We start from the raw sequence: 16696 nt of genomic DNA, 5'->3' as shown, positions 1-16696 counted from the left end.
CAACAATTGTAGATAGCTAATCATATTTGAAGTAAAGGACACATCATGGGCTTTCTCACCGGCAAAAAAATCCTCATTACCGGCCTCCTCTCCAACCGCTCCATTGCCTATGGCATTGCTAAGGCCTGTCATCGTGAAGGGGCTGAACTTGCCTTTACCTATGTGGGTGAACGCTTTAAGGACCGTATTATTGATTTTGCAAAAGAATTCAATACCGAACTCATTTTTGACTGCGATGTCGGCAGTGATGAGCAAATCAGCGCTCTTTTTAAGGATTTAGCCAAATCCTGGCCTCAGTTTGATGGTTTTGTACACGCTATTGGCTTTGCTCCCCGTGAGGCAATTGCTGGCGACTTCTTAGATGGACTCTCTCGTGAAGGCTTCAAGATTGCGCATGATATTTCTGCATATAGCTTCCCTGCTATGGCTAAAGAAGCGCTACCCATGCTGCGCGATAAATCTTCACTGCTCACTTTGACGTATTTGGGATCCATGAAGAATGTTCCCAACTACAACACCATGGGCCTTGCAAAAGCATCGCTCGAAGCTTCGGTTCGCTATCTCGCTGGCTCCGTAGGTCCTAAAGGTATTCGCGCTAACGGCATTTCTGCTGGTCCTATTAAAACCTTGGCCGCATCTGGCATTAAAGGCTTTGGCAAAATTTTGGAAGCTGTTGAAAAAACTGCCCCCTTACGTCGCAACGTAACCATTGATGATGTAGGTAATACTGCTGCATTCTTAATGTCTGACTTGGCCAACGGCATTACTGCTGAAATCATTTATGTCGATAACGGCTTTAGCCAAGTTGTTGGCGGAATGGATGAAGTTTGAGCATTCCACTACGCGAAGCCCTGAAGTTTTGGGCTAAGCTAGGCTTCATTAGTTTTGGTGGGCCTGCAGGACAGATCGCTGTTCTGCATCAAGAATTAGTTGAGAAGCGTCGCTGGATTTCTGAGCGGCGCTTTTTACATGCGCTCAACTACTGCATGTTACTACCAGGGCCGGAGGCCCAACAGCTAGTTACTTATATTGGCTGGCTGATGCACCGTAGTTGGGGCGGCATTCTGGCAGGAACCCTTTTTGTATTGCCCTCTTTGTTTATCTTGATTGGCCTATCTTGGGTTTATCTGACCTTTGGACAGGTTCCTTGGATTGCTGCCATCTTCTTTGGCATCAAACCTGCAGTCACAGCAATCGTGCTGCATGCTGCAGTTCGCATTGGCAAGCGCACGATTCATAACCAAGCACTCCAGTGGATTGCGCTTGGATCTTTTCTGGCTATCTTCATTCTTAATTTAGCCTTTCCTATCATCGTATTGATTGCTGCTGCCATCGGCTTCTGGGGAGGCAAACGCTATCCAGAATATTTTCAGCAAGGTAGTGGGCATGGTGCCAAAGAAACAAAAGAATACGGCCCTGCCATTATTGATGATCACACCCCCACACCTGAGCATGCGAAATTTACATACTCAAAGGCAGTTCGCCATAGCTTGGTTGCACTGGCATGTTGGTTACTCCCAATGGGCGCTTTAGTAGCAATCTTTGACTGGAAGACTTTGTACGTCAATATCGCGTGGTTCTTTACAAAGGCTGCCTTTCTGACATTTGGCGGCGCTTATGCAGTGCTTCCATATGTATACCAAGGTGCAGTCGAGCATTTTCATTGGCTCAGCGCTAACCAAATGATTGATGGCTTAGCCCTAGGCGAGACGACACCAGGACCACTCATCATGGTGGTAGCTTTTGTGGGCTACCTCGCAGGACACATCCAATCTTTGATTGGCAATAGCAATCCATTTTGGTTTGGCGTTATCGGCGCTTGTGTTGCTACCTGGTTTACTTTTTTACCCTCCTTCTTTTTTATCTTAGTAGGCGGTCCACTAATTGAATCAACGCATGGCAAGATTGGGTTTACCGCTCCTCTAATAGCTATTACCGCTGCAGTCGTTGGCGTTATCGTGAATCTCGGTCTATTTTTTGCATATCACGTGTTTTTACCAAGGGGTTTTGGTGGCTCGATTTCCTGGGTCTCGATCCTGATTTGCGCCTTAGCTGGTCTGGCCTTATTTAAGTTTCAAAAGGGGGTAATGTCGGTATTGGGCGGCTCCGCATTAGCTGGATTACTGTTTTATTACATCTCTGTTTTGATGGGGTGAGGTTTTCTACAAGATTGGCATAATGGAACTCATGCGAATCGAACCTCAAACCATTACCCACCTACAAGAATGGCTTGGTAAAACCGAGTCCCTTCAAGACACTGTCACAGTAGCCCCGGTACGCGCACTATCAGCAACATTAGATCGTGATGATGCTGCGCCAAGTAAGGGCACTTTTTTACCTGAGCTGTGGCACTGGTTGTATTTTTTACCTCATGCTCGCCAATCAGAAATCGGACCTGACGGTCATCCTAAGCGTGGCGGTTTTCTTCCGCCGGTACCATTGCCACGTCGTATGTGGGCAGGTAGCCGTATTGAATGGTTAAAGCCTCTTGCAGTTGGTGATGAGATTGAACGTGTTTCTACAATTGAGTCGGTTACCCACAAAGCGGGTCGTACTGGTGATTTAATTTTCGTATTGGTTAATCATAAGATCTCCAATCAAAATGGTCTTGCCATTATCGAAGAGCATGACATTGTCTATCGCGATGCGCCTGGGTCAGATGACAAGCCCGTTGCCCCTACCCCTGCACCTACAGATGCTAAGTGGAGCAAAACCATCACACCAGACGATGTACTACTGTTTCGTTATTCAGCACTGACGTTTAACGGTCATCGCATTCACTATGATCGCAAATATGTCACTGAGGTTGAAGGCTATCCTGGTTTAATTGTGCATGGTCCTTTGATTGCAACCCTATTGGTTGACTTAGTGCGCCAAAGCATTCCCGACTGCAGGCTAAAGCGCTTTGAGTTCCGCGCCATTCGCCCCACTTTCGATATCAACATCTTTAAGGTGAGCGCTAAACCCGATCTAGATAAAGATCCAAGCGGAAAAACCATTTCCATTTGGGCGCAAGATCACGAAGGCTGGCTCACTATGCAAGCAACCGCTGTTTTGGCCTAATGAAACACTATTAATTTATGACTAATCAACATCTTTCTCGTGAACTAGCTACTTTTGCCGCCAATTTACAGGCTGCCGATATACCTGCAGAGGTGATGAACCGCGCTGAGGACTTATTGGTCGATTGGTTTGGTTCGGCAATTGCAGGCAAAGGCTCCCGCCCAGTTGAACTCATTACGCAGTTTGCGCAAAATATGGGTGGCTTTGGTAACGCAAATGATGGCCCCTCAGAGGTATTAGTTTCTCGTAAAACCTCGAGCCCTTTTTTAGCAGCAATGGCCAATGCTGCAGCGTCACATGTTGCAGAACAAGATGATGTTCACAATGGCTCAGTTTTTCATCCAGCAACCGTAGTATTTCCACCTGTTTTAGCTTGCGCCCAAGCCATTGGCGCCTCTGGAGAAGATGTATTGGTTGCTGCAGTAGCAGGCTATGAAGTGGGTATTCGAGTTGGCGAATTCTTAGGTCGCTCTCATTACAAAGTGTTTCATACAACCGGAACTGCTGGCACCCTGGCGGCAGCCGCAGCGGTTGGAAGACTCATGAAGCTTTCTCCTGAGCAAATGCTAAATGCCTTTGGTTCTGCGGGCACACAGTCGGCAGGTCTTTGGGAATTTCTGCGCGACGCTGCAGACTCTAAGCAGCTTCATACGGCGCATGCTGCATCTACTGGATTAATGTCTGCCTATATTGCACAAGCTGGCTTTACAGGCGCACAGCATATTTTGGAAGGCAAGCAAGGCTTGGCAGCCGGCATGTCAAGCGATAGGGATCCAAGTAAATTAGTTGATCGCTTAGGAAGTCGTTGGGCTTTGGCGGAAACAAGCTTTAAGTATTACGCCTCATGCCGCCATACTCACCCTGCTGCAGATGCTTTGCTGCAAGTGATGCTCTCGAACAAACTAACGCCTAGTGATATTACTAAAGTAGAAACCTTGGTGCATCAGGGTGCCATTGATGTCTTGGGCCCAGTTACGGATCCTGCAACCGTTCATCAGTCCAAGTTCTCTATGGGCACAGTTCTGGCTTTGGTTGCGCATTACCAATTTGCAGGATTGCAAGAATTTGAAGATCACTTTCATGATGATGAAATCTGCGCGTTCCGCGAACGTGTTTCCATGACCCTAGACCCTGAGGTAGATAGCGCCTATCCACAGCGTTGGATCGGTAAAGTCAAAGTTCACTTAAATAATGGGCAAGTTTTAGAGGGACGAGTAGATGAACCTAAGGGCGACCCAGGTAATACCCTCTCTCGTGCAGAAATTACCGATAAAGCCATGCGTCTAGCTGCCTTTAGCAAAGGCGCCAGCCCAGCGGAGATGAGCAGAGCAATTGATCTCTTGTGGAATATCCGCAAACAAGCCAAGATAGGCTTTCTTCTTCCATCGAACTAAGCACAAACTGAGTGCGCACTGATTTATGAACCCACTTGAAACGCCATTAGGCTTTAGCACCAACTTTCTATTCGTTCCCGGCACTCGTCCGGAACGTTTTATGAAAGCTCTTGATAGCGGCGCTAGTGGGGTCGTCTTAGATTTGGAGGATGCGGTCCCAGAAGAAGATAAAGCCGTTGCACGCGATGCGATTCGCACAGCATGGCCAAGCTTTAGCGCAGAGCAAAAGAAACGTTTGGTGATTCGCACCAACTCGCCTGGCAGAAAGTTTTACTCAGCCGATTTAATTTTGGCTCAAGAGCTTAATGTTGCGTGCCTGTTAATTCCCAAGAGCGAATCGCTCGACCAGATTAATGGTGCCGCCCTGATACTTCCGAATACTGCAATCATTCCTATGATTGAGACTGCGATTGGCTTAGATCAATTAAAAGCGATCGCAAACTCCAATCAAGTAATTAGACTGGCTTTAGGTAATTTAGATTTACAGGCAGATCTTGGAATGGTCTGTGACCGCCAAGAAACCGAATTACAAACCGCACGCTTTCAAATTGTTTTAGCTTCTCGTCTTGCGCAGATTGCCCCTCCTATTGATGGGGTTACACCTTCTACTGATGACATTGAGCGCATTACTGATGATGCTGAGCGCGCAAAACGCATGGGTTTCGGTGGGAAACTCTGTATTCACCCAAAGCAAGTAGACATCGTCATTAAAGCGTTTACCCCATCAGCAGAGGAGCTGGCTTGGGCTCAACGTGTTATCGAGGCGGATAAAGCATCTAAGGGAGGTGCTGTGAAATTAGATGGTCGCATGATCGATCGTCCAGTTGTTTTATTAGCTCAAAGGACTCTAGCAATTACTGGTAAGTACTAGGGTCATTGAAGACAAAAAGGTATTAAAACTGGCAAAATTGGTTTACATAAAAACAGGTTGGAGACCAAAATGCAAATGAAGAAATTCTTATTCTCAGGAATTGCTACCGCTTTAACGGCCAGTGCATTTCTGAGTACTAGCGCCCTCGCCCAGAAAGATTGGCCAACCAAGGCAATTACCATGGTGGTTCCTTTTGCAGCAGGCGGCCCAACCGATACTGTTGCACGTTTAATTGCAGTCCCAATGGGCCAAGCACTTGGACAAACTGTCATAGTTGAAAACGTCAACGGGGCTGGCGGCACCATCGCCACTACCAAGGTTGCGCGCGCCGCACCCGATGGCTACACAATCTACTTACATCACATGGGTATGGCAACTGCTAACGCCCTCTACGACAAGCTCCCATATGATCCTTTGCAAAACTTTGAATATATTGGCCAAGTAGCAGACGTTCCAATGGTGCTTTTGGGTAAAAAAGATTTGCCAGCCAATAACTTTAAAGAGCTCGAAGCCTATATCAAAGCCAATGGCTCAAAAGTTACCATGGCAAACGCGGGTCCTGGCGCTGTGTCACAACTTTGTGGACTTTTGTTTCAGAGTCGCATTGGCGTAAAGCTAACCAATATTCCTTACAAAGGAACTGGCCCCGCTCTGACTGACTTGTTAGGTGGTCAGGTTGACTTGCTCTGCGATCAAACTACTCAAACCATTCCTTATATTAAAGATGGACGCGTTAAGGCTTACGGTACAACTACCTTAAAACGTTTGCCTGCGATTCCTAACGTACCTACTTTGGATGAGCAGGGTCTCAAAGGCTTTGAGGTTAAAGTTTGGCATGGCATGTACACACCAAAAGGCGTTCCTAAGCCTATCTTGGATAAATTGAATGCTGCATTGATAAAGGCACTGAATACTCCCGATGTCAAAAAACGTTTGGAGGATGCCAATATTGATATCGTCTCTCCCGAGAAGATGACCCCTAAGGGTCTAAAAGCACACCTCGAAGCCGAGATCAATAAATGGGGCCCAATCATTCGTAAGTCGAATATTCCTGACTAAGCATTGATTGCATCGATAGAAAAGTCAGCATCCGCTGGCTTTTTTAATTCTTTAACCTGGTCTAAATAGGTATCCAGAGCGAGCCCTATCGCGACGTTTTCTATAAAGCATGCCAATCAAGGCAATGAAAGCCCAGATAGTCAGGAATGGATCAAGCAGGTAATCCCAAAGGTTCGCTGATTCATGCCAATGCACTGCCCAAGCAAGGATCGCGATCGCAATGATCCAAACACCCTTGCTCCAATTGGATAATCCACAGACTAGAGCGAAAAAGAGGACTGCAATTAAAAATGCAATCGATCCATATCCCCATGCATAAGGGTCAATCATTCCCACGCCCAAGGCAAAAGGATAAAAACATAAAGAGATGATTGCTACTGTTAACTTAAAAGCAATCGGTGCAGGCTTATTGGTCGGAAGTAACGAGATCCACAACAATAGCGTTAAGACAATACTAAGATCACCAGTAACACCACGAACATAGGCAATCAAAGGTAAATTCATACCCAAAGGCCAAAATAAGGTATTGCCGATCAAGATTACAAGAATTACTTTTACGGGAAATGGCATGGCATTTGGAGACAGCTTTTGTAAGGCCCAAATACACACCACTGCACACGTAATGGATAACTCAATTAAGGCCAAGGCCTGCATTAGAGAATTCATTGTTGCGCCTCCTGACGTGAAGCTTCTGCTTCCAATGCCTTTGCTTGAGCTTCCATCTTGCTAAAAGTATGCTTTAACCAAGCGCTAGAAAAATAACGATGGCGAATCTTTTTACGGTCCCAGGTGTATAGCAAATGGGCATCATTGCCATCTACGGTTAACAAGTATGGGTAGGAAAATTCTTTACGTTGGCCATCAGGCAAGGCCTCATCATCCTCCAAGACTTCAAGAGTTTGCCATTGACCAGATTTAATATCGCTCATCAATAAGACCAAACGATAGCGGCCATTTTCAATATTATTTAGTACTAGGATACGAGCACCATTATTAAGAGTTAGTCCAGCAACTGCAGAATTAGGATTGGCGATCGCCAAATCCCCTGACTGTTGCCAACTCTGACCCGCGTTTTGGGTATGACTAACTGGTATTTGTTTAGGTAAACCTGCGCTACGCGTCTGGCGAAAAAAGGCACTGGCATCCTGAGCATCATTCACAAATATAAGCGGCTGAATTGCACTGCGTCCAGAGCTCATGCGACGCTTATCAATCACTTGCCCTGCATCTAACCTCAGGAACTCTCCAAAGCGCCCTATCCACTCATGATAGGCAGGCAACCCTAAGAGTCCATCGGCAAATAGGATGCTAGGCGATTTCACCAGCGTACTTAAGTTCAGCAAAGGCGAACTGATCAAGCGCTGTGGATTAACCCATGTCAAACCTTCATCATCAGATGTCATGGCAGAAATTGAGCTTCCTGCCCAGCCGCCGATAGAGACTGTCACAAAGTAAAGCTGTAGACGTCCATCAGCCAAGCGGGCAGGAACAGGATTGCCTAACTTGGCGATGTAGCGTGCAAGACCCTTCTCTGCGCTCACTCGATCTATTACAACAGTAGGTGCACTCCAGTTAGCTGACTTCGCATCATATACAGAGCTAAAGATCGATACGTCTGCAGCACCTTCACGGCTACCGGCAAACCAAAATGCCCTTACCGCACCATCCTTGAGTGCAATCATAGAAGCAGCATGAACAGAAGCAGCGCCTGTATCAGGCAACCAATTCGATTGCGGCACGGGAATACTGGCTTTTATTGGGTCCTTTGACTTGGATGTGATCGACTCCTCCACCACTTCGTCGAACTGAATGGCTGAAACAACAAATGGCGCCCAAGCTGGACGACTATCGATATGCAGAAAACCAATCACTGCAGAAAGTAATAAAAAACACAGAGCAATGACACGACTCATCTACAAACATCCTTCACGCTTGATAAATCTGGATTAGAGGCTGGTGTAGAAACTAAATACTCATTTACAAATAAATGTTTGCCAATCTGCCCCATAAGCATCTCGTTAATTTCTTCATTGGAGTGGCGCGCCCTCATTTCCATTCTTTGGCCAACAATCTGACAAGAATCACAAAGCACTAGCCGAGTACCCAAAGGTGCATGTAGCGCTACCAAAGGATAGGTTGATGTCAGGGTTACAACTTCACCAGCATCTTTGGCCAAATAACCATGTAGCTTTGCACCTGGCATTAGCAATCGATATTCCTCATCTTTGGCACGATAGTCGCAAGGAATCCAAACATCCTTATCTTGCAGCTGTGCAATCGTTTCTGCAGAATAACGCCCTAAACGACCCTCTAGTGGAGCAAGGCTGCTCGTCAAAGCGCAATACACTAAAAAGCATGCGGCCAAAGAAAAGGTTTTTGTGAGGCTTTGCTTAAATAAGCCAAACAAGGCAACCAGTAATCCCGCTGACATGAGAATCCAATGGCAATAGGAATAAGTCCATACGCCTGCAGTGCCAATGAATTGTGAGAATTGCAGATTGATACCAATCCACAGCAACAGTGATAGCACTAGTAATTGCAAAAGCAATGCAATGCGAAAGCCCCACAAAGGCAATCGATCCCAATACAGAGCTATCAGCGCTGCAAATGCCGGCATTACGGGCAACAGATAGCGACCCGATCTTTGGCTAGGCAAACTGAACACAATAAAGAATGCTGCAATCAAGAGCAGCAGTAAGACTTCTTCCAAACTGAGAAATCGACGGGCACGCCAGCACTGCATCAAACTAGAAATCAATACAAAGCTAAATAAACCTGCATTGGCTATCGTAGTAATCATTAACAGCCAAATACTGTCGCCACCCCGTAGCAGATCCATCACGTAATTAGACTGACGCGCGGCAAACTTACCGGCATTCTCACCCACTACAAATTCTTTCCAAACAGCTTCTGGATTAGGGTCCATCGCAAACCATAAGGCAAATATACCTAAGGCAATCACGGCAATGAAGATTGACTTATATAAATCTCGAATGATGACTTGGGGAATGCTCCACTGCCGCCAGCGCCAGTAGTAGAGCCCCATAGCAAATGAAGCGGGGACAATATAAGCAAAAGATTTTGCAAATAAAGCGAGGCCCAGACAAACTCCCGCCATGAGCGGAAAAAAGAATTTTGATTCAAACGCGCTCTTACCCCAATACAAGATTGCTAAAAATGGTAGTGAAATCCAAAAAACCTCTGGGGGATCCGCTAAGAATGGGCGTCCATAGCGATAGGTCGCAAAAAAGGAGAGCCAGACTAATGCCGCCAATAGTCCGGTTTGTGTTTTGCCACTAAATCGTCGAACTGCTAAAAATAAGAAAAATGCTGTGAGGCCGGTATACAAAACACTAGGCCAACGTAAATTGCTTAATGTCCATTCGCTTGCCCAGTGGGTGCTCGCAATTCCCTGCCAAAAAATAAGCGGGGGCTTTGTGTTTTTGATACCGTCCATTTCAGACTGGAGCGGTAACCAGTGGCCTGAATCTGCCGTCATCCGCACAATATGCATATAGGGATACTCGTCACCGTTTTTAGGTGCAAAACGGCTATCCAAACCATAAAGATAGGTAAAAACACCTAAAAGAAGTATGAATAAGGCAGAACGGAAAGAAAATGTACCTCGCATACCCATAGTTTATAGGGCTTACTAGAAACTAGAATAAAAATAGCGATAAGCAGATTTTCGAATGAGCTTATGAAAAATGTATCTGAAATCAATACCCTATTTCAGAGTCTTCTTGATTAAGATGCTAGCAAAGCAATATGTAATGTAATACTCAGAAAATATTCTGCACGGAGACAGATTTTATGCCAGCAAAGTTTTTAAAACCCGCAGTCTTATTGTCAATCTATATTGGCGTAAGTCATTGGAGCGGAAGCGTTCTTGCCCAAAATGCTGATGCAAACAATTTATACAAACGCAGTCTTGCAGCTACCTGTGCTAATTGTCATGGAACCGATGGAAAAGGTGTGGTTGATGGTGGAATGCCGTTAATCAACAACCTCACTAGCGAACAAATGCTAGCTCAACTAAAGGCATTTAAATCTGGTGCGCGCGAAGGCACCATCATGCCCCAACTAGCCAAAGGCTATACAGACGAGCAACTCGAAACCATCTCCAATCAACTTGGCAAGAAATAATCAGAAAGTACATTATGGATCGTCGACACTTTATTGGTAACAGCGCGGCTGCCCTCGGTTTACTCGCAGGCTTTTCAGGCCAGGCTAAGGCCAACTTACAGAAAGCAGAAATCCTCGTCATTGGTGGAGGCTATGGCGGCGCTACTGCTGCTAAATATTTACGTCTGTTCTCTAATAACACCGCTCAGGTAACTTTGATTGAACCAAATCCCACCTTCATTTCCTGCCCACTCTCAAACCTAGTTGTGGGTGGCTCACGCACCTTATCCGAATTGACCAGCTCTTATGACAACCTGAGCAAACGTCATGGGATCAAGATTATTCAAGATAGCGTGATCAGCATGGATCCGGACAAGAAAACTGTCAAGCTTGCCTCAGGAAAAACTTTGCGCTACGACAAGGCGATTGTTTCACCCGGTGTAACCTTGATGATGAACAGTATCGAAGGTTTATCTCAAGCCAATAAAGCAGGCGTTACTTTGCAAGCTTGGAAAGCTGGTCCTGAAACTACTGCCCTACATAAGCAACTTGCCTCTATGCGTGATGGCGGCACCTTCGCCATTAGCATTCCAGAAGCGCCGTATCGCTGTCCTCCTGGCCCCTATGAGCGCGCATGCCAGGTAGCCAACTATCTAAAACAGAACAAACCAAAATCTAAGGTTCTGATTTTAGATGCCAACCAAGATGTCACATCAAAAGGTGCGCTCTTTAAAAAGGTATGGGCAGATCAGTACTCAGGAATAATTGAGTATCTCCCTAAGCACAATGTCACAGCGGTAGATGCCAAAACAAAAACCATCAAGCTTGAGATTCAAGATGATATTAAGGCAGATGTTTTAAATTTACTTCCTGCTATGAGTGCGGGCGAGATCGCTGTTAAAACTGGCTTGGCGAATTCCAATGGACGTTGGGTCAATGTCAACTTCCTCAACTTTGAATCTACCGCACAGAAAGACATTCATGTTCTAGGAGATTCGATCCAAGTAGCCTATGCAATGCCTAAATCAGGCCACATGGCTAACCAACATGCCAAGGTAGCGGCTGCGGCGATTGTGGCAGAACTAAGTAATTGGGAAATAAATCCTGCGCCAGTGCTCACCAATACCTGTTACAGCTTTGTGAATGACCGAGAAGTGGTTCACGTCGCTAGCGTCCATCAGTACATTGCCGCTGAAAAAACCTTCAAACCGGTTCCAGGCTCTGGAGGAGTCTCTCCTGCACCTTCAACACTGGAGGGAGTCTATGCCTGGGGATGGGCCCACAACATTTGGGCCGATAGCCTGGGTTGATCAAAGTCAATACTTCCAAAAAAAGGGGTCTTAGCGCCTCTTTTTTTGTTTACATGGCTTGATAGATACCTATACTGGGCAAAACATATTAAAAACGGAGGCTTAATGAACATGACCCCTACCTCACCTAAGGATGCATCTAAATTAGAGGATGCCATTGAGAAATGGACTGTACCTATCGGCAATTTATTTGTATCTTTGTTTCATCGAATTGCATTATTTGGTATTGGCGCAGCAACTGTATGGTCGGCAGCTGTTGCGTTTATGGGAATGGCACAGAAGGGCTCAGCCTCCATTGAAGACCTACTCCTGCTTTTTATCTATTTAGAGATTGGCGCAATGGTTGGCATCTACTTCAAAACCAACCATATGCCTGTTCGCTTTTTGATCTATGTTGCAATTACTGCGGTTACTCGCCTCATTATTGACTTAGTCAATACTAAACATGAGGCAGACTTGCCAATTCTCTACATGGGTTTAACCATCCTGATACTAGCTTTGGCTAATGCAGTAGTTCGCTACGCGTCGTTTAAGTTCCCAAGTAGAACCGGTGAGAGTGAATAAAGACCTATAAGAGGAGTTCTGAACTCTTACCCTCAACCTTTTCCTCATTAAATTGATAGGGATGAATGCCCCTGTTTAAGCAATTTCGCACGTAGTCAATGCTGGCACGCAAAGCATAGTAGTCGCCAGACATACGTTGCGAAATATTAATGTTTAAGGCCTGATACTCGAGCAAATTGAGTCTTTTCAAGTACTCATCGCGTTGCTCATCGTTAAAACCACTGAGCAATTCTTGTTCCAAAGCTTTTAGCGAGCTATACAAGCGATTAATCTTATTTTGCATGCGCTTGGCACGATATCCTGGAAGAGCCTGCAAAAGCGGATATCCCAAAATACAAAATGGCAACAATATAACCATGAGGCGATTAATTAACTCTGCTATCCAAAACGGAAAATAGGCTACCAATAAAGGATAATTGTTTTTCTGATAATGAATTGCAACGGGACTCTCAGGCAGCATAGAATCCTTGAATGAAGGAAACTCTCCATGCTCAGAGAAGAAAGATTCTTTTCCATTAATCTCTCTAGCAGCCTCTAAAAAAAGAAATTGAATTGCCGGATGCATGCGATCATCAATCAAAAGATTTGTTGTCGTTGCCAATATCCTCATATCTGTTGATGGAAAGTTACGCGGCAAATCAAAAGCCCCTTGGGGGATATGCAAGATGTTTAGGTAAGGCATTAACTTGGCATAGGCTGCAGCACGTCTAAAAGTAAGCAAATGCAATGATTTGTCATTGAGCAAACTTTGCACATTAGGCGACTCGTAAGAATCTACAATAAAGGTTCCATCGATCTCACCTGCCTGCAGCGCTTTAACTGCCTCATGTCCAGCAAGATTGAGAATTTGCACTCCTTTTTCATAGCCAGCGGCCTTCAGTATTTTGGTTGACTGAGCATGGGTACCGCTGCCCTCAATTCCCACAGAAATCTTTTTATTGGCAAAATATTTAAATACGACACCAATCGAATCGGACTCGGCAGAATTAAGCTCTGGGCCTCGATAAAAAAACCAAATAGGATCATAAGCAATTGCGCCCAAAGACTGAATACCAGCTACTTCCTTGGTATGGTCGACTCCAGCCTGAACAAAAGCAGCCTGGATGGGATCATCACGATCTGCTAAGCGATCAATATTTTCTTGTACCCCCATTGTGGCTACCAACTCTAGAGTAATGCCTTTTGCCTTGAAAAACTCCACATATTTTTTACCAAGATCCTGGTATGAACCACCTGCGGATCCCGTTGCCATGAGAACGTGCCTTGGAGGCGGTGGGTCTGCATACCACCAAATACCCATCAAGATAGTTAGTAGCAGAATCAGAATCGGCCAAGTCTCATGCAAAAATTGAATGAAATCACTCCAGCCCTGCTGAGCGCTCTCAGATATGCCTAAGTATGTTTCTTGAAGGTCTTCTTTAAAGCTTCCCATATAGCTTACCGATCAGCAAATTTTATTAAAGCTAATGATAATAGGCTTATTCTGATTCTTTCAACCGAACTTTGAATGCCTCCTACAACATGATAAATCTTAGAAGATCCCAAGAACGTGGCTATGCCGACCATGGCTGGCTCAAAAGCTTCCACTCCTTTTCATTTGCCGGCTACCATGACCCCCGCTTTATGGGCTGGGGAAACCTTAGAGTGATTAATGAGGATCGGATCGCTGCAGGAATGGGCTTTGGCAAGCACAGCCACCGCAATATGGAAATTATTAGCTACGTACTGTCTGGAGAGTTGGCACATGAGGACAGCATGGGCAATGTCAAAGGGATTCCGCCTGGAGATGTCCAACGTATGAGCGCGGGTAGTGGAGTAACCCATAGCGAGTTCAATCACGCCAAAGATCAAACTACGCATTTTCTGCAAATCTGGATAGAGCCAAATGTTTCGGAGATTGAGCCCGGCTACGAACAACAATCCATCCCTGAAATAGAAAAAGATGGCAAGCTGCGCATCATCGCATTCCCCACCGGAAATGATGGTGCTGTAAAAATTCATGCAGATGCCAGGATATATGCTGGACTCTTTGATAAGGGTCAATCATTCGATCTAACATTAGATCCCAATAGGAAATTTTACGTTCACCTTATTCATGGCTCACTTAATGTGAATGGTCAAGTGTTGGATGCTGGGGATGCCCTCTTATTTCAAGAAGAAGATCGATTGGCAATTTGTAATGGAAAAAACGCTGAGGTCTTGGTTTTTGACCTCAGCGCCTAACCTCCATTTTAATGATCAGGTGATTAATCTAGCTTTATCTTTGCCTTCTCGATCACCACCCTCCATCGAGCAATGTCTGAAAAATACAGGTCAGAGAATTGTTGCGTATTCATCGGAGCAATTTGGACCCCAGCCTTTTGAAAGCGGTCCTTCATTTCGGGGGTTTCTAGAATCTTCAAAATAGAGTTATTCAACTCCTTGATGATTGCTTGAGGCGTTTTGGCAGGCACAAATACTCCCTGCCACAAAGCCATCTCGTAACCTTTAACGCCTGCCTCTTGAATTGTTACCAATTCTGAAGCGCCACTAAAACGATTTTTACTGGTGACAGCCAATGCCCTTACCTTATCGCCCTTATATAAAGGGAGGCCTACTGGCATGCCTGCAAAATAAAAGTCGATTTGCCCGCCCATTAAGTCTGTAGCGGCGGGCGAGCCACCCTTATAGGGAATATGAATCGCCTGTAATCCAGTAGTAGCTAAAAATAATTCGCCAGCCATATGATCGGAGTTACCAATACCTGAAGAGCCAAAACTCAATTTACCCGGCTCAGCTTTAAGCATTGCCATTAAATCAGCAACACTCTTGGCTGGTGAGTTGTTATTAACAATCAGGATGTGAGGAGTAGCTGCCACCCCAACGACTGGCAATAAATCTTTTTGGCCATTGAATGGAAGCTTTGGGTTGGCTGCAACATTAATGGCTAGGCCATTTTGTGCGAATAAGATGGTATATCCATCAGGAGCACTTTTTGCAACCGCATCTGCTGCCAGACTTCCTGCTGCGCCGCCGCGGTTCTCAACAATAATGGGCTGCTTTAAAGCAAGGCTAAGATCATTAGCGATCATCCTGCCGACAATATCAGTAGAACTTCCTGGGGCATAGCCAATCATCATCTTGATAGGTTTATCAGGATAGGCTGCCCAGGCTGCCCCTGCAAATACTGGAACAACCGCCGGAATAACTACCGCACTTATTACTATGTTTTTTATTAGTTTTTTAAACATATGTCTCCTCCAGTAATTTGGTATTTTTAAAACGTTAAAGCAGGGATGCCGCATTCCTGAGCGCAGGTATTCAATGCTTCTAGCAACTCGGGCGATACCGGGATACCCCTTTCACTTCTCTCTGCCATTGTTTTTGCTGCGCCCTCACCAGGCACACGAATTTCCTTAACCCCAGGCAATGTTGACGAATTTTTGAGATCATTGACTAAAGCAATTACTCTGTTAATGAAATCTTCTGGGTTTCCAAACGCACTTGGATCGACCGCGATAATCGTTTGCCCCGTGTTTGTAACCAAGTCGTGATGCGCATTGAAATCTATTGTTCCTTTGCCAACCGCTGCATTGTTAAGCGCCCCTGCAAGCAAGCCAATCATGACAGCTAAGCCATAACCCTTATACCCACCAATGGGCAATAAAGATCCTTCGGCAGATTTTTTAGGATCCGTTATTGGCTTACCCTGGCGATCAATCATCCAATCATCAGGAATAGACTCTCCCTTTTGCGCAGCCACTTTTACCTTTCCATAGGCCGCTACAGTAGTTGCAATATCCAAAAGTACTGTAGGCCCATTACCTGCTGGCACCGCAATGGCAATTGGATTGGTTGATAGCAATAAATCAATGCCGCCCCATGGCGCCATATGATTTGCATTACCAACAGCCATATAAATTCCTATATAACCCTGCTCCGCTAACTTACGAACATATACTGAAGCCGCTCCTGAATGATTGCCGTAGTGACTGCCAATCCAACATACGCTGTGCTGTTTTACCTTTTCGATGGCAAGATCGACAGCTCTATTCATAACCAAATGCCCTAAGGCATTGTCACCATTAATCAACGCAGTTGCACCCTGCTCGCGCTCAATATGAATATTGGGATGCAAATTAACGCCACCAGCACGGATTCTTTTTAAATAGGCGGGCAAACGAAAAATTCCATGTCCGTCCGCACCAGCAAGATCAGACTGCACCATGAGGCTAGCAATGATGTCTGCATCACTTGCGGGAACCCTCTCTGCTTGCAATGCGCTTGAGATAAATCGCTCGGCATCTTTTATTGATAAATAGCTCATTGTG

At 45.4% G+C, this 16696-nt stretch carries 16 protein-coding genes; 10 read left to right on the top strand and 6 right to left on the bottom strand.

Features of this window, described 5'->3' with window-relative positions; translation table 11 throughout:
- The first annotated feature begins 45 nt into the window (after positions 1 to 45).
- The 6 genes from fabI (at position 46) to ICN48_RS11450 (ending at position 6387) form a co-directional block, all read left to right on the top strand.
- Positions 46 to 831: an enoyl-ACP reductase FabI gene (fabI, locus tag ICN48_RS11475; protein ID WP_216153821.1), complete on the top strand. Its 786-nt coding sequence runs from the start codon at positions 46 to 48 to the stop codon at positions 829 to 831.
- Positions 828 to 2156, top strand: a complete 1329-nt coding sequence (gene chrA / locus ICN48_RS11470) for a chromate efflux transporter (RefSeq protein ID WP_216153820.1) — start codon at positions 828 to 830, stop codon at positions 2154 to 2156. Before fabI ends, chrA begins: the two co-directional genes overlap by 4 nt.
- 22 nt (positions 2157 to 2178) lie before the next feature.
- On the top strand, positions 2179 to 3063 hold the full coding sequence (locus ICN48_RS11465; RefSeq protein WP_216153819.1) for a MaoC family dehydratase N-terminal domain-containing protein: 885 nt from the start codon (positions 2179 to 2181) through the stop codon (positions 3061 to 3063).
- A gap of 17 nt (positions 3064 to 3080) precedes the next feature.
- Complete coding sequence (locus ICN48_RS11460; RefSeq protein WP_216153818.1) at positions 3081 to 4457, top strand: MmgE/PrpD family protein; 1377 nt, start codon at positions 3081 to 3083, stop codon at positions 4455 to 4457.
- 25 nt (positions 4458 to 4482) lie between these two features.
- Complete coding sequence (locus ICN48_RS11455; RefSeq protein WP_216153817.1) at positions 4483 to 5328, top strand: CoA ester lyase; 846 nt, start codon at positions 4483 to 4485, stop codon at positions 5326 to 5328.
- A 75-nt stretch (positions 5329 to 5403) separates the two neighbouring features.
- The gene (locus tag ICN48_RS11450) at positions 5404 to 6387 is read left to right on the top strand and encodes a tripartite tricarboxylate transporter substrate-binding protein (RefSeq protein WP_370624218.1); all 984 of its coding nucleotides are present in this window, start codon (positions 5404 to 5406) and stop codon (positions 6385 to 6387) included.
- Positions 6388 to 6438: 51 nt separating this feature from the next.
- Here ICN48_RS11450 and ICN48_RS11445 read toward each other — a convergent pair whose 3' ends face one another.
- Genes ICN48_RS11445 through ICN48_RS11435 form a run of 3 tightly spaced genes read right to left on the bottom strand, consistent with a single transcriptional unit; the run spans position 6439 to position 10018 of the window.
- Positions 6439 to 7053: a hypothetical protein gene (locus ICN48_RS11445; protein WP_216153815.1), complete on the bottom strand. Its 615-nt coding sequence runs from the start codon at positions 7051 to 7053 to the stop codon at positions 6439 to 6441.
- The gene (locus ICN48_RS11440) at positions 7050 to 8300 is read right to left on the bottom strand and encodes an exo-alpha-sialidase (protein ID WP_216153814.1); all 1251 of its coding nucleotides are present in this window, start codon (positions 8298 to 8300) and stop codon (positions 7050 to 7052) included. The genes ICN48_RS11445 and ICN48_RS11440 overlap by 4 nt, the downstream gene beginning before the upstream one ends.
- Positions 8297 to 10018: a glycosyltransferase family 39 protein gene (locus ICN48_RS11435; RefSeq protein WP_216153813.1), complete on the bottom strand. Its 1722-nt coding sequence runs from the start codon at positions 10016 to 10018 to the stop codon at positions 8297 to 8299. Before ICN48_RS11435 ends, ICN48_RS11440 begins: the two co-directional genes overlap by 4 nt.
- A gap of 182 nt (positions 10019 to 10200) precedes the next feature.
- On the opposite strand from ICN48_RS11435, the gene ICN48_RS11430 reads away from it, so the two are divergent.
- The 3 genes from ICN48_RS11430 to ICN48_RS11420 all read left to right on the top strand — a co-directional run bounded on the left by ICN48_RS11430 (position 10201) and on the right by ICN48_RS11420 (position 12386).
- The gene (locus ICN48_RS11430; protein WP_216153812.1) at positions 10201 to 10533 is read left to right on the top strand and encodes a c-type cytochrome; all 333 of its coding nucleotides are present in this window, start codon (positions 10201 to 10203) and stop codon (positions 10531 to 10533) included.
- A 14-nt stretch (positions 10534 to 10547) separates the two neighbouring features.
- Positions 10548 to 11822, top strand: coding sequence for an NAD(P)/FAD-dependent oxidoreductase (locus ICN48_RS11425; RefSeq protein WP_216153811.1), 1275 nt, complete (start codon positions 10548 to 10550; stop codon positions 11820 to 11822).
- A 105-nt stretch (positions 11823 to 11927) separates the two neighbouring features.
- Positions 11928 to 12386 carry a phosphate-starvation-inducible protein PsiE gene (locus ICN48_RS11420; RefSeq protein WP_216153810.1) on the top strand — a complete coding sequence of 153 codons (459 nt, stop codon included), beginning with the start codon at positions 11928 to 11930 and terminating at the stop codon, positions 12384 to 12386.
- Between the two features lie 4 nt (positions 12387 to 12390).
- On the opposite strand, the gene ICN48_RS11415 is transcribed toward ICN48_RS11420, so the two are convergent.
- A complete protein-coding gene (locus ICN48_RS11415) occupies positions 12391 to 13818 on the bottom strand; it encodes a TAXI family TRAP transporter solute-binding subunit (protein ID WP_216153809.1) in 1428 nt (475 codons plus the stop codon).
- Positions 13819 to 13907: 89 nt separating this feature from the next.
- Here ICN48_RS11415 and ICN48_RS11410 point away from each other — a divergent pair, with 89 nt between their 5' ends.
- On the top strand, positions 13908 to 14609 hold the full coding sequence (locus ICN48_RS11410) for a pirin family protein (RefSeq protein ID WP_216153808.1): 702 nt from the start codon (positions 13908 to 13910) through the stop codon (positions 14607 to 14609).
- 23 nt (positions 14610 to 14632) lie between these two features.
- Here the strand turns inward: ICN48_RS11410 and ICN48_RS11405 are convergent, their stop codons facing one another.
- Both ICN48_RS11405 and ICN48_RS11400 read right to left on the bottom strand, forming a co-directional pair.
- Entirely contained in the window at positions 14633 to 15616 is a 984-nt protein-coding gene (locus tag ICN48_RS11405; protein WP_216153807.1) for a tripartite tricarboxylate transporter substrate binding protein, read from the bottom strand.
- A gap of 26 nt (positions 15617 to 15642) precedes the next feature.
- Entirely contained in the window at positions 15643 to 16692 is a 1050-nt protein-coding gene (locus ICN48_RS11400) for an Ldh family oxidoreductase (RefSeq protein ID WP_216153806.1), read from the bottom strand.
- Between the last annotated feature and the right edge of the window lie 4 nt (positions 16693 to 16696).

Origin of the sequence: Polynucleobacter sp. JS-Safj-400b-B2 (genome assembly GCF_018881975.1) — a bacterium.
Taxonomy (GTDB): Bacteria; Pseudomonadota; Gammaproteobacteria; order Burkholderiales; family Burkholderiaceae; genus Polynucleobacter.
Note: the sequence above shows the minus strand (reverse complement) of the source record. Positions and strands in the feature narration are given on the sequence as shown.

Excerpts from the sequence above, each read along its gene's own strand:
- fabI (WP_216153821.1), top strand. The coding sequence starts at position 46 with ATGGGCTTTCTCACCGGCAAAAAAATCCTCATTACCGGCCTCCTCTCC.
- ICN48_RS11465 (WP_216153819.1), top strand. The coding sequence starts at position 2,179 with ATGGAACTCATGCGAATCGAACCTCAAACCATTACCCACCTACAAGAA.
- ICN48_RS11460 (WP_216153818.1), top strand. The coding sequence starts at position 3,081 with ATGACTAATCAACATCTTTCTCGTGAACTAGCTACTTTTGCCGCCAAT.
- ICN48_RS11455 (WP_216153817.1), top strand. The coding sequence starts at position 4,483 with ATGAACCCACTTGAAACGCCATTAGGCTTTAGCACCAACTTTCTATTC.
- ICN48_RS11450 (WP_370624218.1), top strand. The coding sequence starts at position 5,404 with ATGAAGAAATTCTTATTCTCAGGAATTGCTACCGCTTTAACGGCCAGT.
- ICN48_RS11445 (WP_216153815.1), bottom strand. The coding sequence starts at position 7,053 with ATGAATTCTCTAATGCAGGCCTTGGCCTTAATTGAGTTATCCATTACG.
- ICN48_RS11440 (WP_216153814.1), bottom strand. The coding sequence starts at position 8,300 with ATGAGTCGTGTCATTGCTCTGTGTTTTTTATTACTTTCTGCAGTGATT.
- ICN48_RS11435 (WP_216153813.1), bottom strand. The coding sequence starts at position 10,018 with ATGCGAGGTACATTTTCTTTCCGTTCTGCCTTATTCATACTTCTTTTA.
- ICN48_RS11430 (WP_216153812.1), top strand. The coding sequence starts at position 10,201 with ATGCCAGCAAAGTTTTTAAAACCCGCAGTCTTATTGTCAATCTATATT.
- ICN48_RS11425 (WP_216153811.1), top strand. The coding sequence starts at position 10,548 with ATGGATCGTCGACACTTTATTGGTAACAGCGCGGCTGCCCTCGGTTTA.
- ICN48_RS11420 (WP_216153810.1), top strand. The coding sequence starts at position 11,928 with ATGAACATGACCCCTACCTCACCTAAGGATGCATCTAAATTAGAGGAT.
- ICN48_RS11415 (WP_216153809.1), bottom strand. The coding sequence starts at position 13,818 with ATGGGAAGCTTTAAAGAAGACCTTCAAGAAACATACTTAGGCATATCT.
- ICN48_RS11410 (WP_216153808.1), top strand. The coding sequence starts at position 13,908 with ATGATAAATCTTAGAAGATCCCAAGAACGTGGCTATGCCGACCATGGC.
- ICN48_RS11405 (WP_216153807.1), bottom strand. The coding sequence starts at position 15,616 with ATGTTTAAAAAACTAATAAAAAACATAGTAATAAGTGCGGTAGTTATT.
- ICN48_RS11400 (WP_216153806.1), bottom strand. The coding sequence starts at position 16,692 with ATGAGCTATTTATCAATAAAAGATGCCGAGCGATTTATCTCAAGCGCA.